Origin of the sequence: Anaerofustis stercorihominis (assembly GCF_005844425.1) — a bacterium.
Lineage (GTDB): Bacteria > Bacillota > Clostridia > Eubacteriales > Anaerofustaceae > Anaerofustis > Anaerofustis butyriciformans.
The window spans coordinates 1-19,930 of sequence record NZ_SPHL01000035.1; the positions used below are offsets into that span (position 1 = coordinate 1).

Sequence of the window (19,930 nt, forward strand, 5' to 3'; positions counted from 1 at the left end):
GATATTTAAAAATAAAATGTTTTTTATATATAAAAAATTTAATAATTTTAATAATATGCGGTGAATAATTTATGAAAGTTTTGTGTTTTTTATATTTACTCTTTTTTTCTACATGAAATATTGGTACAATATTGATGTTCATGAAATTATTATAGAAAGAGAGTTTATTTATGAAGGAAAGACAAAACAAAAATAGTATTTTTAAAATTTTCTCTGTTATATTTATCATAGTTGCAATTTTTGATGCAATTATGGGATTATATTCTTTTATATCAACATTATCATCATATACTTCACAAGGATTTGAAATGGGTGAAGTATTAAAATATTTATTTAGTGCATTGTTCCTTCCATCTGTAATTGAACCATTATGCATTATAGGTGGTATAGGTCTTATTCTTTTGGGCATATATAGAATTTTAGAAAATAATATTGTTGAAGTTGTTTTTGATGAAGATGAAAATAATGAAAGCAGTGAAGAAAATATAGTTTATGAATCAGTTGTTGAAGAAGAAAATGTTGAAGAAACTGAAACAAGTGAAGAAAAAGAAAATGACGAAGTTTCAGAAGATATGGAAGAACAAGAAGAATCTACACAAGAACAAGAAGAGCCAAAAGAAGATGTTGTAGAGGAAGAAGAAACTGTAGATGAAGTTGTAGAAGAAAAAGAAGATGTTGTAGAAAATAATGAAGAATCAACTGAAGACAGCGAATCTACAGATGAAGAAGCTACCGAAGAAAAAGAAGAAGAATCTAAAGAAGATAATGAATAAATAAAATAACAGAGGTTAAAAGAGGCATATGTATGCCTCTTTTTTTATTTTATATGGCTATTTGCAAGGGATTTACATTGCAAAAATCATGAAAAAAATGTATAATAAAACAATTAATGGAATTGTTAAAAAATTAAGAAAAATGTATAAATAAAACATGGAGGAATAAACATGGCTTTATATGAAAAAACCGTATATCAATTAAGAGATATGCTAGATAAAAAAGAAGTCAGTGTAAAGGAAGTTCTTGATAGTTATATACAAAGAATAGAAGATACTGATGATAAATTAAATGCTTTTTTGACAAAAACTTTTGAAGTTGCTAGAAAAGATGCAGAAAAAAGCGAAGAAAGAATTTTAAAGGGAGAACCTTTAAGTTTTCTTGATGGTATACCTTATGCCCTTAAAGATAATATGTGTACAAAAGATGTAAGAACAACTTGTTCATCTAAGTTGCTTGAAAATTTTGTACCTCCTTATAGTGCTACTGTATACAAAAAACTTCAAAACAGCGGTGCATTACTTCTTGGTAAAGTTGATATGGATGAATTTGCAATGGGTTCATCAAATGAAAACTCAGCTTACCATACAGTAAAAAATCCTTGGGATACATCAAGAGTTCCGGGGGGATCTTCTGGCGCAAGTGCTGTTAGCGTAAGTGCATCACAAGCTGCTTTTTCTCTTGGTTCAGATACAGGAGGGTCAATAAGAACGCCTGCTGCTTTTTGTGGGGTAACAGGTTTAAAACCTACTTATGGTAGAGTTTCAAGATATGGACTTGTTGCTTTTGCTTCTTCTCTTGATCAAATAGGACCTTTTGGTAAAGATATGAAAGATGTAGCAAGTGTGCTTAATGTAATTGCGGGATATGATGAAAATGATTCTACAAGCATGAAAGTTGATGTTCCTGATTATACTTCTTTCTTAAGTGATGGTATAAAAGGTATGAAAGTTGGCGTTGATTATAGCCTTTTAGATGAAAACAAAATTGATAAAGATGTTTGTGATAATATAAAAAATGCAATTGAAACATTTAAAGAAATGGGTGCAGAAATAGTGGATATTTCTTTCGACTGTTTTGATTATGCAATACCTGTATATTATTTAATTTCTTCTTCTGAAGCATCGTCAAATCTTTCTAGATTTGACGGAATAAGATACGGAGTTAGAGAAGAAGGAGAGACTCTTGAAGATATTATAATAAATTCAAGAACAAAAGGCTTTGGCGAAGAAGTTAAAAAGAGAATTCTTCTTGGAACATATGCTCTTTCTGCCGGATATTATGATATGTATTATAATAAGGCTTTAAAAGTAAGAAGAATTATTAAAGAACAATATGATGAAATGTTTAAACAATGTGATATAGTTCTTACTCCTACAACAACAAGCGAAGCATTTAAAATAGGTGAAAAAAGTACTGACCAAACAAAGATGTATCTTGATGATATATTTACGGTTACTGCTAATCTTGCAGGAATACCTGCTGCTAGTATTCCATGTGGATTTTCGAAAAATGGTATGCCAATAGGTCTTCAAATTGCATCAAGAGCATTTGGAGAAGGTAATATTATAAAAGCCGGATATAATTATCAACAAGTAACTGATTTTCATAAAAATAAACCAAGTTTATAGGAGGTAAGAAATGAAAAATTATACTATGGTAATAGGGCTTGAAATTCATTGTGAATTAGGTACAAAAAGTAAAATTTTCTGTTCTTGCCCAACAGAATTTGGTGCCGAAGAAAATGCTCATGTATGTGAAAGATGTATGGGGATGCCTGGAACTCTTCCCGTACTTAATAAAAAGGTTGTTGAATATGCTGTAAAAGCAGGTTTATCTTTAAACTGTAATATTCAAAACTTTTCAAAATTAGATAGAAAAAATTACTTTTATCCTGACCTTCCAAAAGCATATCAAATATCTCAATATGATGAACCGATTTGTCTTGGTGGATATCTTGATATAACTAAGGAAAACGGAGAAAAGAAAAGAATAAATATAACAAGAATTCATATTGAAGAAGATGCCGGAAAACTTATTCATGAAGATTATCAGACATTGCTTGATAATAATAGATGTGGGGTTCCTTTAATTGAAATTGTAACAGAACCTGATATCAGAACGGCGGAAGAAGCGTTATTATTTGCTGAAACAGTAAGAAACAATCTTTTAACTGTAGGAGTTTCTGACTGTAAAATGCAAGAAGGTTCTCTTCGTTTTGATGTAAACTTATCTGTTATGCCGGAAGGTTCAAGTGAATTTGGTACAAGAACAGAAATGAAAAATCTTAACTCTTTTAGATCATTAAAAAGAGCTATAGAATATGAATATAAAAGACAAGTTAGAGCCGTTGAAAAAGGTGAAGAAATAGTACAAGAAACAAGAAAATGGGATGATGAAAAAGGGAAATCATTCTCTATGAGAAGCAAAGAAGATGCTCATGATTATCGTTATTTCCCTGACCCTGACTTAGTTCCTATTATCTTAACAGATGAAGAAATTGCAGAATATAAAGCTCAAATGCCTGAACTTCCTCAAGCAAAGAAAGAAAGATTTATGGAAGAATATTCTTTAAGTGAATATGATGCAAACTTCTTAGCAGGTTCAAGTGAAATAAGTAATTTCTTTGAAGAAGCAATAAAAGATACTAAAAACATCAAGTCTGTTGCCAACTTCTTAATGGGAGATATTTCAGCATACTTAAATAGCAATGAACTAGAATTTTCTGATATTAAATTTACTCCGGCAAATCTTGCTAAACTTATAAACCTTGTTGATAAAGGAGATATAAACTTATCTACTGCTAAAAAAGTTTTAAATGAAATGTTTGAAAGCGGTAAAGATGCTGAAGTAATAGTTGAAGAAAAAGGATTGAAACAAATGAACGATACAGGAGAAATCAAAGTTATCGTAGAAAAAATTCTAAATGATAATCCTCAAGTTGTTGAAGACTTGAAAGGTGGAAAGAAAAAAGCTGCAGGTTTTGTGGTTGGTCAAGTTATGAGACAAACAAAAGGAAAAGCTAATCCTGGTATTGTAAATCAATTAATTAATGAAATTTTAGGATTATAAAAAAGAGAGCTTTGCTCTCTTTTTTTATTTGTCTTTTAGCATTTCTCCAACGGCTCCGTAAGGATGGATTAGTTTAAAATCTTTATCTGTTATATTATTTATTTTCATAACGGTTGCACCAATTATATCAAGAACTATGCTTGTGCAGGTAGTTGACGATGTTGCAACCATATCTTTGTCATCCAGTTCTTTTAAGGAATCAAACATTATACAAATATCTGAATTCTTAGCTAAATAAGAATCCTTGTTTTCCGTTATTGCTATTATGTAGGCACCAAGTTTTTTAGCTATTGGAATGGAATGCATAAGTTCTTTTGTGTTACCGCTTTTTGAAATAGGGACAAATATATCATTTTTTCTTATTACTCCGTATTCTCCGTGAAGTCCATTCATTACATTTATTGCGATGGAGGGAATATATAGAAAATTATATATATTTGCTGCTCTAAAAGCTGCGGTGCTTGAAGATCCACATCCTGCAAATATTATATTTCCTTTGCAATTTGCAATTTTATTACTTGCTTTTTCAACTATTTCAAAATTTAAACTTTTTTCTAAATTGTTAACTGCATCGACTTCTCTTTTTAATAATTCTTTTATTGTATTTATATTATTCATAAAGATAACCTCCTTATGTTTTATTTTATCATTATTTTTATTTATTTAAAAGGTTTTTTATGCTTTATTTAGTAAAAATATTCAAATATATTATTGAAAAAAAGATAATAATGTTTTATAATATAATTGTAAATACATCATTATGAATTTTTAAAGGAGATTTTAATTATGAAAGCAGTTGTATTTAGAGGTCCGGAAGATTTTGGACTTGAAGAAGTTGAAACACCGAAATGTCCAAAAGGAGGAGTTTTAATAAAAGTTGAAGCAGTAGGACTTTGTGGTTCTGATGTTAGAACTTTTAGTTCAGGACACTTTGCGGTTACACCTCCTTATATTTTAGGACATGAGGCAGCAGGTGTTATTTGTGAAAGTGATAATGAAAATTATCCTGTTGGTGAAAAAATTGTTATAAATCCACTTGTTGGATTATGTGGTACTTGTTATTTCTGTACACATGGACTAAAAAATCATTGTGAAAATAAAATAACACTTGGTACAAATTTACCTGGAGGATATGCACAATATACAGCTTTACCTAAGGAATGTTGCAGCGATGATACAATAGTTAAAATACCTAGTGATTTTAATGTTGATTTAATTCCTCTTGCAGAAACAACATCAAGTGTTTATTCTGTACAAGAATTTGCAAGAGTAAAAGAAGGGGACGATGTTGTAATTATGGGTGCCGGTCCTCTTGGAAATCTACATAGTGCTATTGCAAAAGCAAGAGGAGCAAGAAAAGTAATTATTTCTGAACCAAATGAATCAAGACTTGAAATGGCTCATAGATTTAAAACTACGGATGTATTTAATAATCCAAATAAAGAAACTTTGGAAGATTGCGTAATGAGAGAAACAGACGGTCACGGAGCTGATGTTGTTATCGTTGCATGCCCTGTTGGATCTGCTCAAGAACAAGCAACTCATCTTGTTAAACCAAGAGGTACTGTAGTTCTATTTGGAGGTCTTCCAAAAGATAATTGTAAAGTTCTTTTCGACAGTAACTTAATTCATTATAAAGAACTTAATGTAGTAGGCGGATTTGCTTATGCTCCAGAAGTATTTGCAAAAGCTGTTGAATTAATCGTTAATAAGAAAATTGATGCTACACAATTTGTAACTCATATTATGCCTTTAAAAGATATTAAAGAAGGTATTAAAGCAATTAAAACAGGGGAAGCAATAAAAGTAGTTTTGAAACCTTTTAATGAATAAAATTAATTAAAAATAAAAAAGATTGTTTTCGGACAATCTTTTTTTATTACAAAAAAAGTAATATTGACATATAATAAAATATGTAGTAAAATTCGACTAATAAATTAATATCCAATTTAACAGGTTTAGTGCCGGGCTTTATGCAACAGTTTGATATATCTGTGGGTTTCATGGATATATTTTTTATTTGGAGGTTATCATCATGAAAAACAATTTAACGGATAAGCAACTTGCAATGAAGGTATCTCTTTGGAGTATGATAGTAAATATATTTTTATCTATAATCAAGGTTGCAGTTGGATTCTTTGGGAAATCATCTGCCCTTATTTCTGACGGTATACACTCTCTTTCTGATGTGTTTAGTACTGTTGCTGTTATGATTGGGATAAATGCCTCAAGTAAAGAATCAGACACTGAACATAGATATGGGCACGAAAGAATAGAATGTGTGGTTGGGATGTATTTATCGTCATTTTTAGCAGTCATAGGTTTTGGTATAGGATATGATGGAACAATAAAAATTATTAATCACAGTATAATAGCCGTTCCTTCAAGCATAGCTTTATATATAGCAGTTTTATCTGTGGTTGTAAAAGAAATGATGTTTAGAGTTACAATGCGAGCAGGAGAAAAAACAGGCTCTACTGCACTTAAAGCAGATGCTTGGCATCATAGGTCTGATGCTTTATCCTCAATAGGTAGTTTTGTTGGTATTTTGGGAGCAAGGTTAGGGTTTACAATACTTGACCCTATTGCATGTATTTTAATTTGTTTAATGATTTTTCAAGCTGCTTATGAAATAGGTAAGGATTGTGTAGATAAAGTGGTAGATAAGTCTTGTGATGAAGATACTGTTAAGGATATGGTTGAAGTTATAAAAAATATTGATGGGGTTTATTCAATAAAGGATATAAAAACGAGACTTTTCGGAAGTAAAAAATATGTTGATATTATAATTTATGTAGACGGAAAGTTATCAGTATATGACGGGCATGCAATAGCAATGAACGTTCATGAAGCAATTGAAAAAGAATTTGAGGGAGTAAAGCATTGTATGGTGCATGTTGATCCTATTTTTATAAATTAAAATTTTTAACTTTTGTAATTTTTTAATTACAAAAGTTTTTTGTTCATTTATGTATAAAAAAAGTAAAAAAAAACTTTATTTCTCTTGATTTTTCTTCTTATTATGGTATACTTATGATTGCTAAAGGCAAAAAAGCCTTTTTTTAATGTTGCAAATTTGTTCTTAATAATGATGTGGACTCCATTATAGAGAGTGATTTGCATCGAAGTTTTATATTTAGTCCTGTAGATATAATTCTTCACCAAGTAATACAGCGGAGGTTGTAAATAATGAGAGTAAAAGTAACACTTGCATGCGAAGAGTGTAAACAAAGAAACTATAATACAATGAAAAATAAAGACAATCCAAAAGAAAGATTAGAACTTAAAAAGTATTGTAGATTTTGCAAGAAACATACTAATCATAAGGAAACAAAATAAGGAGTATGGTTATGGCAAAAAGTAAAAAAAATGCTAAAGCCACAAAGAAAAAAGAATTTTTTCTTTTAAGATGGATAAAAGGTATCTCTGAATTTTTTAGAGGGGTTAGTGTAGAACTAAAAAAAGTTACATGGCCAACTAAAGATGAATTAGTAAAGCAAACAATTGTTGTAATTGTTATTTGCGGAATACTTACAATATTTATTTGGGGTTTAGATACTGTTTTAGGATTATTAAGAGGTCTTTTGTAGTAGGTAAAAATTATGAGTGAAAATGTTAAACAAATTGAAAGTGACAGCACTAAAGCACTTTGGTATGTAGCGCATACTTATTCAGGATACGAAAACAAGGTTAAAGAAAATATTGAAGCTGCAGTTATTCGTAGGAATATGTCTGATGTTATTGAAGAAGTTGTAGTGCCTATGCATAAAGTTGAAGAAACAAAAAACGGTGAAAGAAAAGTTGTTGAAAAGAAAGTATTTCCCGGATATGTTTTGGTAAAAATGTACATGACTGATGATGCTTGGTATATCGTAAGAAATACCAGAGGTGTGACAGGATTTGTTGGACCAGCATCAAAACCAGTACCTTTAACTGAAGAAGAACTTAGAAATCTTGGCATAATTGAAAAAGAAACAGTGACGACAGACCTTAAGGTTGGAGATGAAATTGAAGTTTTATCCGGACCTTTTGAAAATTATACCGGTATTATCGAAGAAGTAAATATCGATAAAGCAAAATTAAAAGTTAATATATCTATGTTTGGCAGAGAAACACCTGTTGAATTGGATTTTGAACAAGTAAGAAAATTTTAATTGAAAGAAAAGTAGGAGAATAAAAAATGGCAAAGAAAATTGTTGGAATGATAAAATTACAAATTCCTGCTGGAAAAGCTACACCAGCACCACCAGTTGGTCCTGCACTTGGTCAACATGGTGTAAATATCATGGACTTTTGTAAAGCATTTAACGCAAAAACAGAATCACAAGCCGGTCTTATAATTCCGGTTGTAATCAGTGTATATCAAGACCGTTCATATACATTTATTACAAAAACTCCACCAGCTCCAGTATTAATTAAAAGAGCTATCAACCTACAAAAAGGTAGTGGAGAACCTAACAAAAACAAAGTAGGTAAAATTACTAAAGATCAAATTAAAGAAATTGCTGAAATGAAAATGCCTGACTTAAATGCTGCTAATATCGATACTGCTATGAGCATGATCGAAGGTACAGCAAGAAGTATGGGTATTACTGTAGAAGAATAATAACTGGTTATTTATCTCGTATATATGTGGGAGAGGTAAATAAGTATTTAAATTGTAACCACACAGGAGGATATATATTAATGAAAAAAGGTAAAAATTATCTTGCAAAAAAAGAAATGATTGAACAAGGTAAATTATATGATGTAAATGAAGCTGTAGCATTAGTTAAAAAAATGGCAACAGCTAAATTTGATGAAACAATTGAACTTCATGTTAAACTTGGTGTTGACTCAAGACATGCTGACCAACAAGTTCGTGGTGCTATTGTTCTTCCTCACGGAACAGGAAAAACAGTTAGAGTTTTAGTATTTGCTAAAGGTGAAAAAGCTGAAGCTGCTAAAGCTGCTGGTGCTGATTATGTTGGAGCAGAAGAATATTTGGACAAAATTCAAAAAGAAGGCTGGTTCGAATTTGATGCAGTTGTAGCTACACCTGATATGATGGGTGTTGTTGGTAGATTAGGTAGAGTTCTTGGACCTAAAGGTTTAATGCCTAACCCAAAATCTGGAACTGTTACATTTGATGTTGATAAAGCTGTAAATGAAATCAAAGCAGGTAAAGTTGAATACAGACTTGATAAATCAAACATTATTCACGTTGCTATTGGTAAAGCAAGCTTTGGTGAAGAACAAATCGAAGAAAATTTCAATGTTTTAATCGATGCTATCAAGAAAGCAAAACCTGCTGCAGCAAAAGGACAATATTTCAGAAGTGTTACTTTATCAAGCACAATGTCTCCTGGAGTAAAACTTTCTGTTGCAAAATTCTAATTAATATAGTATAATATATTAGCTAAAAATTGAATATTAATTATTCACGATAATTAAAAGGTTTAACCTTTTAATATATACCGCAGACAGCAGGGGGATATAATCCGTAACAATCCTGCCGAGGTTAAGAAGTGGAGTTATCAAATACTCTTTCTTAACTTGCGGAAAGAGTATTTTTTATGAATAGGAGGAAATGTCGTGTCATCAGAAGCTATTTTAGAAAGCAAAAAAGTCATTGTTGCCGAAATAGTTGAAAAAATGAAAAATGCAGAAGCTTTCGTTTTAGTAGATTATAAAGGTATTAATGTTGAACAAGATACTGCATTCAGAGCAAAAGCAAGAGAATTAAACGTAGATTACAAAATTTACAAAAATACATTCCTTAGATTTGCTGCAAAAGAATGTGGATATGATGAACTTGTTGACGTATTAAAAGGAAGTACAGCAGTTGCTTTTTGTGACGAAGATGTTGTTGCACCAGCAAAAGTTGTTAGCGAATTTGCTAAAGACAATGCTTTAGAATGCTTAACAATTAAAGGCGGTGTAATCGAAGGTAGTGTAGCTAAATTAGAAGAATTACAAAAAATCGCAACATTACCATCAAGAGAAGCATTACTTGCAAAAATGCTTGGAAGCTTACAAGCTCCAATTTCAAACTTTGCATGTGTTATCAATGCTATCAAAGAAAAAATGGAAGAAGACGAACAAGCAAGCGCTTAGTTTTGTCTAGCTAAAGAAATAAGAAAAATAAATAGGAGAAAATTAAAATGAGTGAAAAATTTGATAAAATTATTGAAGAAGTAAAATCTATGTCAGTTTTAGAACTATCTGAATTAGTTAGTGCTTTAGAAGAAGAATTTGGTGTAAGTGCTGCTGCTGCACAAGTAGTAGTTGCTGGTGATGCTGGTGCTGCTGGTGGTGCTGCAGAACAAACAGAATTTGATGTAATCTTAACAGCTGCTGGTGATTCTAAACTTAAAGTTGTTAAAGCTGTTAGAGAAGTAACAGGTTTAGGACTTAAAGAAGCTAAAGAAATCGTTGATAACGCTCCAAAAGCTATCAAAGAAGGCGCTAGCAAAGAAGAAGCTGAAGAAATCAAAGCTAAAATCGAAGAAGTTGGCGGACAAATCGAACTTAAATAGTTTAGATTATAATTTTAAAAGACCACAATTATGTGGTCTTTTTTGTTTTTTATAAATTGATGATAATAAAAAAAGACGGAATTAAATCCGTCTTATATTTTTAAGTTATTAACCTCTAAGGTCATCAAGAAGTTCTGTTTTTTCTTCTGTTTTATCGTCTTTTTGTTTTACGATTTTAGCAGGTGCACCTGCGACTACAACTCCTTCAGGAACATCTTCTGTTACAACACTTCCTGCTGCAACAACACTGCCGTTTCCTATTTTTACACCTTCTAAAACTACAACGTTTCCGCCTATCATACAATCATCTCCAACGATAACAGGTGTTGCTGATGGTGGTTCTAAAACTCCTGCCAAAACTGCTCCAGCACCAATGTGGCTTCTTTTACCTACTGTTGCTCTTGCACCAAGAACTGCATTCATATCAATCATAGATTCTTCGCCGATAACAGCTCCGATGTTTATTGTAGCACCCATCATTATAACGGCATTTTTACCAATTTGTACACCTTCTCTGATGTTTGCACCTGGTTCAATTCTTGCTTCAACTTCATTTGTATCCATCATAGGAATAGCTGAATTTCTTCTATCATATTCCATTCTATAGCTTGTTATTCTATCTTTGTTGCTGTCAATAAAGTCAAATACTTCTTCTTTTTCTCCAAATACAATATAAGAACCTTGTGTCCCGTAATATTCAAGTCCTTCAAGCATGTTTTCTACTAAATCACCTTTAACATAAAGTTTGATAGGTGTACTTTTTTGTGCAGCCTTAATGTATTTAGCGATTTCATAAGGGTTTGTTAAGTCAAATTGTTCTTTTAATTTAGCGTTATCCATTATTTTCTCCTTAAATTATATCATTCATTTGGAAATATCCATTTCCTTTATCATATATGTATCTGCCTGCTTTAACTGCTCCCACTGCAAATACTTTTCTTGATAATGCTGTATGTTTTACTTCTATTATTTCATCTTCTCCGGCGAAGATTACTTCATGTTCTCCTACAATAGTACCGCCTCTTACAGAGTGTATTGTAAGATCGCTTTTTTCTCTTTTAACATCTTTACCATATCTTGAAAATTTGTATTCAAGTTCTTTATTTGAATTTTCTTTTATTACATCTGCAAGCATATAAGCTGTTCCACTTGGAGCATCTACTTTTCTGTTGTGATGTTTTTCTATTATTTCTGTATCAAAATCTTCACAAAGAAGTTTAGCACCAAGTTCAAGCATTTTACTTACAACACTTATGCCATAAGAGAAGTTTCCTGTTTTAAATACAGGTATAGTTTTGCTTGCTTCATCTAAATGTTTGTTTGTATCTTCATCAAGACCTGTTGTAGCACATACAAGTGCAATATTGTTTTTAACACAAAAGTCTATTAAACTGTCAACAAGACTAAAATGAGAGAAATCTATTACAACATCTATATCTTCTTTTATTTTATCAAAGGAATCATATATAGGATATTCTTCATTTCCTTTTATGTTTTTATCAAATCCGCATACGATTTGCATATCTTCATATCCTTCGACTATGTTTTTTACATTTTGTCCCATGGCTCCGTTAAAGCCGCTTATCATAACTTTTATCATATTTAGCCTCTTAGATTAAAGAATATTCTTTCAATGTTTTTTCTAATAAATCTCTTTTACTTCCTGTTAGCTCTGTTAAAGGAAGTCTCATATCACCTGTATTAAGTCCCATTATTTTCATGGCAGTTTTTACAGGGATTGGATTACATTCACAGAAAAGAGCATCACACATTGGTAAGATATCAAGTTGTTTTTGAATTGCCGTTTTGATATCGCCATTAAAGAATGCATCTGTTAATGCAACACATTCTTTAGGAATAATGTTTGAACATGTTGAAATTACACCATCTCCTCCAAGAGATAAAACAGGCATAATTTGATCGTCATTTCCTGAATATAATTCTACATCTTCAGGTAAATCTTTCATTATTCTTGCAACTTGAGATAAGTCTCCACTTGCTTCTTTAAATCCTTTTACATTTTTTATTTTAGTAAGTTCAATAGCAAGTGATGCAGATATATTTTTACCTGTTCTTGATGGAACGTTATAAACAATAATAGGTACATCTACTCTGTCACTTATATATTCATAACTTTTATAAATACCTTCATCACTTGATTTATTGTAATAAGGATTATTGATTAAAACAGCGTCCGCACCTCTTTTTGCGGCTATTTCTGTCAATTGAAGAACATGTTCTGTATTATTTGTTCCCGTTCCCGCAATAAAAGGAACTCTGCCGTTTATTACCTCATTTGAAACTTTGAAAATTTGGTCTTTTTCTTCATCTGTAACAGTTGGAGATTCTCCTGTTGTTCCACAAATTACAAGACCGTTAATACCATTTTCTATTTGTGAGTTAATAAGTTCTTCAAGTACACTATAGTTTACTTTATTATTTTCATCAAATGGAGTAACTAAAGCCGTACTTACACCTTTAAAAATAGACATATTATTCATTTTCCTTTCCAAAGAAATTTTCTTTAATTAAGTATTCAGCGATTTGAACTGTATTAGATGCGGCGCCTTTTCTGATATTATCACCTACACACCATAAGTTCATTCCGCTTTCAACAGAAAAGTCTCTTCTTATTCTTCCAACGTAAACTTCATCTCCGCCTGCTGCATCAAGTACAGTAGGGTATTCTGGAACTGAAATATCATCTTTTACTATTACGCCAGGAGCTTTTCTTAATAATTCTCTTGCTTCTTCAAGGTCAAAAGGTTTTTCAAATTCAAGGTTGATGCTTTCACTATGACCTACAAAAACAGGTACTCTTACTGTTGTTGCAGTAACTTTTACATCGTAATCACCAAGAATTTTATGTGTTTCATTGACCATTTTAAGTTCTTCTTTTGTATATCCGTTTTCTGTAAATTCATCAATATGAGGAAGACAGTTGTATGCTATTTGAACAGGGTAAAATTCATTTTTACCGCCTTTAACTCCTTCTTCAAGATCTTTTATTCCTTTTAGTCCAGAGCCTGCAACTGCTTGGTATGTAGAATAAATTACTCTTTTTATTTTATACGCATCATGAAGAGGTTTTAAAACTACCATTGCTTGGATAGTTGAGCAGTTTGGATTTGCAATTATTCCTTTGTTTTTTAAAGCATCTTTTGGATTTACTTCAGGTACAACCAAAGGTACTTCATCATCCATTCTCCATGCTGAAGAGTTATCAATTACAACAACTCCGTTTTTTGCTGCGATAGGTGCATATTTTAAACTTGTTCCTCCGCCTGCTGAAAATAATGCAAAGTCGATATCTTTGTCAAAAGAATGTTCTGTTAATTCTTCAACAGTATATTCATTTCCGTTAAATTTAACTTTTTTTCCTGCTGATCTTATTGATGCCATAGGGTAAAAGTTATTAACATCAATTTTGCTTTCTTCAAGTACTTCAATCATTTTTTGTCCTACAACACCTGTTGCACCAACAACAGCTACATTGTATTTTCCCATAAAAATCCTCCTAAATATTTTTTATAGTGTTATAAAAAATAAAAGTCGACAATGCGACTCATAATACGTAAATAAATCAGTATTAGTGAATAGCACTCCATCAAAGTCGATGACAGTCTTAATGCTCTTAACATTAAGCCCGAAAAGACACCCGGTAAAAAGTGCCAATCCTCGGCAAATTTTCCTTTCATTTATTTTCACTTATATTTACCTATATCCAATAAATTACTGATAAAATTTGCACCTCTATTTTAACACTATGATATATAAATTCTATTGTTTTTATTATAGTAATAAATGTGTTTTATTGCAAGCCTTTTATTATAGTTTTGATGTAGTTTTATATTTGAAAATTAAATTTATTAAATCTTTTTTTGAATAATGTTTTAAATATAATTTATTTGCTTTTTTCATAATATTTTCATAATTATTTTTTGTTACATTGATTTTTTTATTTTAATAACAAATAAAGACAAAAAATTTTAAATAAGATTGATATTATTTATAAAAAAGCGAAAAGAGGAAGAACATAAAAATGGGAAAAACTTTGGTTATTACATCGGGAAAAGGAGGAGTCGGAAAGACTACATCTACTGCAAATATTGGTGTATCTTTAAGTAAACTGGGGAAAAAGACTGTCGTTATAGATGCTGATATAGGACTTAGAAATTTAGATGTAATATTGGGGCTTGAAAACAGGATTGTTTATACTATTATTGATGTAATTGAAAACAGATGTAGATTAAAACAGGCGCTTATTAAAGATAAACGTTATGATGGATTATACTTGCTTCCGGCTTCGCAAACAAAGGATAAAACGGCAATAAGACCAACTCAAATGAGAAAAATTTGTAAAGAACTTGAAAATACTTTTGATTACATAATAGTTGATTCTCCTGCAGGAATAGAGCAAGGTTTTCAAAATGCGGTTGCCGGTGCAAAAGATGCAATAGTTGTAACCACTCCCGAAGTTTCTGCGGTTAGAGATGCTGATAGAATAATATCCCTTCTTGATGTAAATGGAATAGAAAATACAAAATTAATAATTAATAGAGCAAAAGAAGATATGATGAAAAAAGGTCAGATGATGGATACAAATGACATTTTGGATATTTTAGGTATAGAACTTATTGGAATTGTTCCTGATGAAAAAGAAATTGTTATTTCTTCAAATAGAGGAGAGCCGGTGGCGGGAAAAGAAGATTTAATAACAGGACAAGCGTATATGGATATAGCAAGAAGAATAACAGGGGAAGAAATACCAATAAGAAATATTGTAAAGAAAGAAAATTTGGTAAAAAGGCTTGTTCATAGTCTTGGATTTTAGGAGGAGATATGTTTGATTTTTTTAGGGATAAAACAGATGAAAATAAAAGTAAAGATATAGCAAAAGAAAGACTTCAAAACATTCTAATGAAAGAAAGAACGAATATAACAAATGATAAATTGGAAATGGTAAAAAAAGAAGTTCTTTGCGTTGTAAATGAATATTTTATGGTAGATGAAAGAAGAAGTAAAACTTATCTTACAAAAATGAAACTTGGTAAAGAAAAAAAAGAAGAAAATGTTCTGGTTTCGCTTATGGTTATTAAAAATTAAAAGAGATGTATTTCATCTCTTTTTTATTTTTTTTCTATTAATTTTGTAATAAATGTTAAAAATAAATTATAATAAGAAAAAAAGGAGAAATGTAATGAAAGAAATATTTACACCTATCGTTGATATTAGAAGAAAAGTTTTTAAAGAAGTTGCAAAAGTAGCATATGAAAATTTAGATATTGATTTAGAAAATTTAGCAAAAAAAATTGTCATGGAAGAAGATAACAAAATAACTGATAAAAATAGAGAAACGTTATTAATCTTGGAAAGATTAAGACTTGCTTTTGGGCTTGATGCTACAACCGAAAGTAATCCATATAATAAAGAAAAAGATGTTGAGAATATAAAAAATGAAAAGAACGTATTAAATCTTCCTCTTGTAAATGTTGTAACTGATGCTTGTATGAAGTGTGAAGAAAATACAGTTTTTGTAACTAATAACTGTAGAGGCTGTTATGCTCATCCTTGCAGTGAAGTTTGTCCTGTTGATGCAATATATTTTGAAAATGGTAAAAGTGTTATTAATAAAGATAAATGTATTAGATGTGGTAAATGTGTTTCTGCCTGCCCTTATAATGCCATTGTAAAATATGACAGACCTTGTAAAGCAGCTTGTGGAGTAAATGCTTATATAAGTGATGATGAAGGTCATGCAAAAATAGATTATGATAAATGTGTTTCTTGCGGGCAATGTATTGTTTCATGTCCTTTTGGTGTAGTAAGTGATAAATCAGAGATTTATCAAACAATAAAATCAATTCAAAACAATAAAAAAGTTATAGCAGAAATTGCTCCTGCTTTTGTTGGACAGTTTGGAAGTGATGCAAGTCCTGAAAAAATAAAAGAAGCACTAATTAAACTAGGATTTTATGATGTTGTTGAAGTAGCTCTTGGTGCTGATATGGGGGCTGTTGCGGAAGCAAAGCATTTTATTGAAAAAGTTAAAACAGGTAAAGAACCTTTCCTTGCAACTTCATGTTGTCCTTCATGGGCAGTTATGGCAAAAAGAGATTATCCTGATATTGCTCCTTATGTTTCACCTGCTCTTACACCTATGGTTGCATGTGCAAGAATAATAAAAGAAAAGCATCCAGATTCAAAGATTGTATTTATTGGACCTTGTAGTGCAAAGAAATTGGAAGCTAACAGAAGAAGTGTAAAGAGCGATGTAGATTATGTATTAACATTTGAAGAAGTGTATGGAATGTTTGAAGCAAAAGGAATAAGAGTAAGTGACTTAAAAGGTGAACATATGGAAGATGCAACAGCAGCAGGTAGAGGTTATGGATATTCAGGTGGTGTAAGCAAAGCTATTATAGGAGCAATTAAAAAATTCGATCCTGAACTTGAAGTGCCAAATGATAGAGCTGACGGACTTAACGGTTGTAAAAAGATTTTAACTCTTGCGAAAATGGGTAAGAGAGACGGATATTTACTTGAAGGAATGGGATGTCCTGGGGGTTGTGTCGGAGGAATGGGTACTTTGATATCTCAAACAAAAGCAGAAAAAGGAATAAAATCTTTTGAAAATGAAGCCAAATCCAAAGAAGCATATGAAAATGAATATATTAAAGAAATCGGAGAAGAAAATGTCAAAGTTGAACATTAAAATAGGGGATATTACAAAAGAAACAACGGACGCAATAGTAAATGCTGCCAACACCTCTCTTCTTGGAGGGGGAGGTGTTGACGGTGCAATTCATAGGGCTGCCGGAAGAGGACTTTTGGAAGAATGCAGGACTTTAAACGGATGTAAAACAGGAGAAGCTAAAATTACAAAAGGTTATCATCTTCCTTCAAAATATGTTATTCATACTGTTGGGCCAATTTATAGAGGAGGAAATAACAACGAAAGCGAACTTCTTAAAAATGCTTATGAAAATTCCCTTAAAGTTGCAGTCGAAAATAAAATAAAAACAATAGCTTTTCCTTCTATAAGTACTGGTGTTTATTCTTATCCATTAAAAGAAGCAAGCGAAATAGCAGTAAAAACTATATTGGATTTTCTAAATAAGGATAATTCAATTGAAGAAGTAATAATAGTTTGTTTTGATAATAATACTTATGATTATTATCAAAAAGCATTAAAGAAATTGGAGGGGAAATAATGTTTAGTGCTATATGTGTAGGTATTGGAGGGTTTATAGGTGCTTGTTTAAGATATTGTTTTACAATTATTTTTCCTTCAAATTGGGATTTTCCTTTAAATACTCTTCTTATTAATATAATTGGTTCGTTTATTATAGGCGTAATATTTGCAATGAGCGAAAATACAAGTTATATGAGTCCTAACAGTAAACTATTTTTACAAACAGGAATTTGTGGAGGTTTTACAACCTTTTCTACTTTTTCACTTGAAACATTTAATTTACTTGAAAAAGGTAATTATTTTTTAGGAGGACTATACATAATAACAAGTGTTCTGTTTTGTTTAATAGGTGTAATGATAGGAAAAAGCTTGATTTCACATTTTACAAGTTAAGGCTTTATTATTGTAATTATTATAATTTTATTAAAATCATGGCAATAAAATAAAAATTATGGTATCATGTTGAAATCGAAATAAAATTTAATGGAGTAGAATATGAAAAAAATATTAAGTATTGTTTTATCAATTATGATGATAATGGTACCATTATCAAATGTTTTTGCGATAGAATCTGGTAAACAAATGGTTGCTATCGGAGGAGATTTAAATGAGAGCCAAAGAAAGACAGTTTATGATTACTTTGGCGTTAGTGAAGGAAGTGTAGATGAAGTTACTGTAACTCATGATGATGAAAAACAATATCTTGAGGATGTTGACCCATCAAGAATAGGTTCAAACAGTATATCTTCTATTTATATTGAAACACAAAATGAAGGTGCTGGTTTAGATATTGAACTTCATAATATAAACTGGCTAACAGAAGACATATATCAAAATGCACTTTTAACTGTTGGTATTAAAGATGCAAAAATTGTTATTGCAGCGCCATTTGAAGTTTCAGGTACTGCAGCATTAACAGGAGTTTATAAAGCATATGAACAAATGAGTGGCGAAACAGTTTCAGAAGAAGCAAAAGAAGCTGCTACTGAAGAACTTGTTACTACAGGGGAATTATCTGATGATATTGGAAGTGAAGATGCTTCTCAGCTTGTAAATGAATTAAAATTATCTATAGATGATTTTAAAAATATGGATGATGAGCAAGTAAAAGAAGAAATAAAAAATATTGCTGACGGAATGAACATTTCTCTTACAGATGAACAATTAGATCAACTTCTTGATTTAGTTAGAAGTTTAGAAAATGTTGATTTTAGCGGAGTAATGGATGAACTTAAAAATATTTCAAATCAATTTGCTGATCTTGGTATTTGGGATAAAATAGTAAATTTCTTTAAAGGATTATTTAACTAAAAATATAAAAGTTAATATTATATAATTATGTAAATAAAAAAAGCACATTATATGTGCTTTTTTTATTTGTAACTTATTTTATATTTCATTAATATTTTTGCTACAGGAACGCCAATTACAACGGCTACCATATCAGAAATAAATTCTCCTGGCATTGACGCCATTGGTGCAATCCAGTTGCCATAAATAAAAGCTTCAGCCATATAATATCCGACCATTCCTATTATGGTAAAAGCAATCATAGCAAATACTGTTTTAGAAATTCCACCTTTTAGTAATATTTTAGAAACAACAATTCCTTGAACAAGTCTTATTACGAAAGTAAATGGTGCCCATACAGCATAAGGACTTAATAAATCGAAAAGCCCCATACCTATTGCTCCCGCAAGTCCTGCTTCAACAGGCATAAGAAGAAAAGTTGCAATAACAAGAACTGCTCCTCCTAAATGTATAAGTCCGCCGTCTGTAAATGAAATTGGGAGTCTTATATTTATATATGTTGCAATATATATAAACGCTGCCATTACTCCCGTAAGAACAATATTTAATGTTTTTTTGTTGGTCATATTTTCCCTCCTGTCAGATCACAATTATTTTTTATTTTAATACTACATTATTAAATTTTCAATAATAAAGTTTCATTTCTATTTTAAAACGACATTATTTTTATACATCTTTTTATATATTATTTGTATAAAAGGGAGGTAATGTTATGAAGCTTATAAAAGTTGAACGATTTGGGATTATTTTTATTACTTTATTTGTTTTTTTATTATCAAATTTATATTTTCTTACTGAGTTTGATTTCTTTAAATTTATATGTGCAGGAAATAATAGTATGTTGGAGCAAATGAAAGTTGTATATTTTTCTTATATGTTTTTTATGATTATAGAAATGATTTGTAAAATTCAGTATAATGATAATTTTTTTCTTGCAAAAGCAATAAGTACATATATTCTTGTTTTTAGTATTCCAATGTTTTTTTATACTTTTAAAAATATGTTTGGTGTAATGAATACTATTTTTTATTTTATTTTAGTTTTGATTTGTGTAGGTATA

The 19,930-nt window shown here is 30.6% G+C and carries 25 protein-coding genes, 1 riboswitch and 1 other annotated feature; of the genes, 19 read left to right on the forward strand and 6 right to left on the reverse strand.

The genetic code is table 11. The features are described from left to right. The first annotated feature begins 170 nt into the window (after positions 1-170). The 3 genes from FGQ49_RS08350 (at position 171) to gatB (ending at position 3,846) form a co-directional block, all read left to right on the forward strand. A complete protein-coding gene (locus tag FGQ49_RS08350; RefSeq protein WP_138269414.1) occupies positions 171-773 on the forward strand; it encodes a hypothetical protein in 603 nt (200 codons plus the stop codon). Positions 774-944: 171 nt separating this feature from the next. Continuing rightward, positions 945-2,405 (forward strand): Asp-tRNA(Asn)/Glu-tRNA(Gln) amidotransferase subunit GatA, encoded by a 1,461-nt coding sequence (gene gatA / locus FGQ49_RS08355; RefSeq protein ID WP_138269415.1) that lies wholly within the window; start codon positions 945-947, stop codon positions 2,403-2,405. Positions 2,406-2,415: 10 nt separating this feature from the next. Continuing rightward, positions 2,416-3,846 (forward strand): Asp-tRNA(Asn)/Glu-tRNA(Gln) amidotransferase subunit GatB, encoded by a 1,431-nt coding sequence (gatB, locus tag FGQ49_RS08360; RefSeq protein ID WP_138269416.1) that lies wholly within the window; start codon positions 2,416-2,418, stop codon positions 3,844-3,846. Between the two features lie 24 nt (positions 3,847-3,870). Here the strand turns inward: gatB and FGQ49_RS08365 are convergent, their stop codons facing one another. Next, entirely contained in the window at positions 3,871-4,464 is a 594-nt protein-coding gene (locus FGQ49_RS08365) for an SIS domain-containing protein (protein ID WP_138269417.1), read from the reverse strand. 168 nt (positions 4,465-4,632) lie between these two features. Here FGQ49_RS08365 and FGQ49_RS08370 point away from each other — a divergent pair, with 168 nt between their 5' ends. The 9 genes from FGQ49_RS08370 (at position 4,633) to rplL (ending at position 10,364) form a co-directional block, all read left to right on the forward strand. Next, positions 4,633-5,679, forward strand: a complete 1,047-nt coding sequence (locus tag FGQ49_RS08370) for an alcohol dehydrogenase catalytic domain-containing protein (RefSeq protein WP_138269418.1) — start codon at positions 4,633-4,635, stop codon at positions 5,677-5,679. 202 nt (positions 5,680-5,881) lie between these two features. After that, complete coding sequence (locus FGQ49_RS08375; protein ID WP_138269419.1) at positions 5,882-6,766, forward strand: cation diffusion facilitator family transporter; 885 nt, start codon at positions 5,882-5,884, stop codon at positions 6,764-6,766. Positions 6,767-7,035: 269 nt separating this feature from the next. Next, positions 7,036-7,185: a 50S ribosomal protein L33 gene (rpmG, locus tag FGQ49_RS08380; RefSeq protein ID WP_007049596.1), complete on the forward strand. Its 150-nt coding sequence runs from the start codon at positions 7,036-7,038 to the stop codon at positions 7,183-7,185. An 11-nt stretch (positions 7,186-7,196) separates the two neighbouring features. Beyond that, positions 7,197-7,436, forward strand: a complete 240-nt coding sequence (gene secE / locus FGQ49_RS08385) for a preprotein translocase subunit SecE (RefSeq protein ID WP_138269420.1) — start codon at positions 7,197-7,199, stop codon at positions 7,434-7,436. Between the two features lie 12 nt (positions 7,437-7,448). Continuing rightward, a complete protein-coding gene (gene nusG, locus FGQ49_RS08390) occupies positions 7,449-8,000 on the forward strand; it encodes a transcription termination/antitermination protein NusG (RefSeq protein WP_138269421.1) in 552 nt (183 codons plus the stop codon). A 26-nt stretch (positions 8,001-8,026) separates the two neighbouring features. After that, positions 8,027-8,452: a 50S ribosomal protein L11 gene (rplK, locus tag FGQ49_RS08395; protein WP_138269422.1), complete on the forward strand. Its 426-nt coding sequence runs from the start codon at positions 8,027-8,029 to the stop codon at positions 8,450-8,452. Between the two features lie 80 nt (positions 8,453-8,532). Continuing rightward, complete coding sequence (gene rplA, locus FGQ49_RS08400; protein ID WP_138269423.1) at positions 8,533-9,222, forward strand: 50S ribosomal protein L1; 690 nt, start codon at positions 8,533-8,535, stop codon at positions 9,220-9,222. 62 nt (positions 9,223-9,284) lie between these two features. Continuing rightward, positions 9,285-9,409: a sequence feature (ribosomal protein L10 leader region), on the forward strand. An 11-nt stretch (positions 9,410-9,420) separates the two neighbouring features. Next, complete coding sequence (gene rplJ / locus FGQ49_RS08405) at positions 9,421-9,942, forward strand: 50S ribosomal protein L10 (RefSeq protein WP_171020653.1); 522 nt, start codon at positions 9,421-9,423, stop codon at positions 9,940-9,942. 47 nt (positions 9,943-9,989) lie between these two features. Further along, on the forward strand, positions 9,990-10,364 hold the full coding sequence (gene rplL, locus FGQ49_RS08410; RefSeq protein WP_138269425.1) for a 50S ribosomal protein L7/L12: 375 nt from the start codon (positions 9,990-9,992) through the stop codon (positions 10,362-10,364). A 108-nt stretch (positions 10,365-10,472) separates the two neighbouring features. Here rplL and dapD read toward each other — a convergent pair whose 3' ends face one another. From dapD to FGQ49_RS08430, 4 genes are read right to left on the reverse strand one after another with little or no spacing between them, the layout of a single operon-like run. Then, complete coding sequence (gene dapD / locus FGQ49_RS08415) at positions 10,473-11,204, reverse strand: 2,3,4,5-tetrahydropyridine-2,6-dicarboxylate N-acetyltransferase (protein ID WP_138269426.1); 732 nt, start codon at positions 11,202-11,204, stop codon at positions 10,473-10,475. A gap of 10 nt (positions 11,205-11,214) precedes the next feature. Then, complete coding sequence (gene dapB / locus FGQ49_RS08420) at positions 11,215-11,964, reverse strand: 4-hydroxy-tetrahydrodipicolinate reductase (RefSeq protein ID WP_138269427.1); 750 nt, start codon at positions 11,962-11,964, stop codon at positions 11,215-11,217. 10 nt (positions 11,965-11,974) lie between these two features. After that, the gene (dapA, locus tag FGQ49_RS08425) at positions 11,975-12,856 is read right to left on the reverse strand and encodes a 4-hydroxy-tetrahydrodipicolinate synthase (protein WP_138269428.1); all 882 of its coding nucleotides are present in this window, start codon (positions 12,854-12,856) and stop codon (positions 11,975-11,977) included. 1 nt (position 12,857) lies between these two features. Beyond that, positions 12,858-13,871: an aspartate-semialdehyde dehydrogenase gene (locus FGQ49_RS08430; RefSeq protein WP_138269429.1), complete on the reverse strand. Its 1,014-nt coding sequence runs from the start codon at positions 13,869-13,871 to the stop codon at positions 12,858-12,860. 82 nt (positions 13,872-13,953) lie between these two features. Next, positions 13,954-14,128, reverse strand: a riboswitch (Lysine riboswitch). 278 nt (positions 14,129-14,406) lie between these two features. On the opposite strand from FGQ49_RS08430, the gene minD reads away from it, so the two are divergent. The 6 genes from minD (at position 14,407) to FGQ49_RS08460 (ending at position 18,870) form a co-directional block, all read left to right on the forward strand. Then, complete coding sequence (gene minD, locus FGQ49_RS08435; protein ID WP_138269430.1) at positions 14,407-15,198, forward strand: septum site-determining protein MinD; 792 nt, start codon at positions 14,407-14,409, stop codon at positions 15,196-15,198. A gap of 8 nt (positions 15,199-15,206) precedes the next feature. Continuing rightward, positions 15,207-15,470 carry a cell division topological specificity factor MinE gene (locus tag FGQ49_RS08440; protein ID WP_138269431.1) on the forward strand — a complete coding sequence of 88 codons (264 nt, stop codon included), beginning with the start codon at positions 15,207-15,209 and terminating at the stop codon, positions 15,468-15,470. A gap of 94 nt (positions 15,471-15,564) precedes the next feature. Next, positions 15,565-17,079: a 4Fe-4S dicluster domain-containing protein gene (locus FGQ49_RS08445; RefSeq protein ID WP_138269432.1), complete on the forward strand. Its 1,515-nt coding sequence runs from the start codon at positions 15,565-15,567 to the stop codon at positions 17,077-17,079. After that, entirely contained in the window at positions 17,060-17,578 is a 519-nt protein-coding gene (locus tag FGQ49_RS08450; protein ID WP_138269433.1) for an O-acetyl-ADP-ribose deacetylase, read from the forward strand. Before FGQ49_RS08445 ends, FGQ49_RS08450 begins: the two co-directional genes overlap by 20 nt. Then, on the forward strand, positions 17,578-17,952 hold the full coding sequence (crcB, locus tag FGQ49_RS08455; RefSeq protein ID WP_138269434.1) for a fluoride efflux transporter CrcB: 375 nt from the start codon (positions 17,578-17,580) through the stop codon (positions 17,950-17,952). The genes FGQ49_RS08450 and crcB overlap by 1 nt, the downstream gene beginning before the upstream one ends. Before the next feature lie 102 nt (positions 17,953-18,054). Further along, the gene (locus FGQ49_RS08460; RefSeq protein WP_138269435.1) at positions 18,055-18,870 is read left to right on the forward strand and encodes a DUF1002 domain-containing protein; all 816 of its coding nucleotides are present in this window, start codon (positions 18,055-18,057) and stop codon (positions 18,868-18,870) included. Positions 18,871-18,932: 62 nt separating this feature from the next. Here FGQ49_RS08460 and FGQ49_RS08465 read toward each other — a convergent pair whose 3' ends face one another. Then, positions 18,933-19,436, reverse strand: a complete 504-nt coding sequence (locus FGQ49_RS08465) for an ECF transporter S component (RefSeq protein ID WP_138269436.1) — start codon at positions 19,434-19,436, stop codon at positions 18,933-18,935. Positions 19,437-19,582: 146 nt separating this feature from the next. Here FGQ49_RS08465 and FGQ49_RS08470 point away from each other — a divergent pair. After that, positions 19,583-19,930, forward strand: a 348-nt coding sequence (locus FGQ49_RS08470) for a hypothetical protein (RefSeq protein ID WP_138269437.1), incomplete at its 3' end; no start/stop codon positions are given.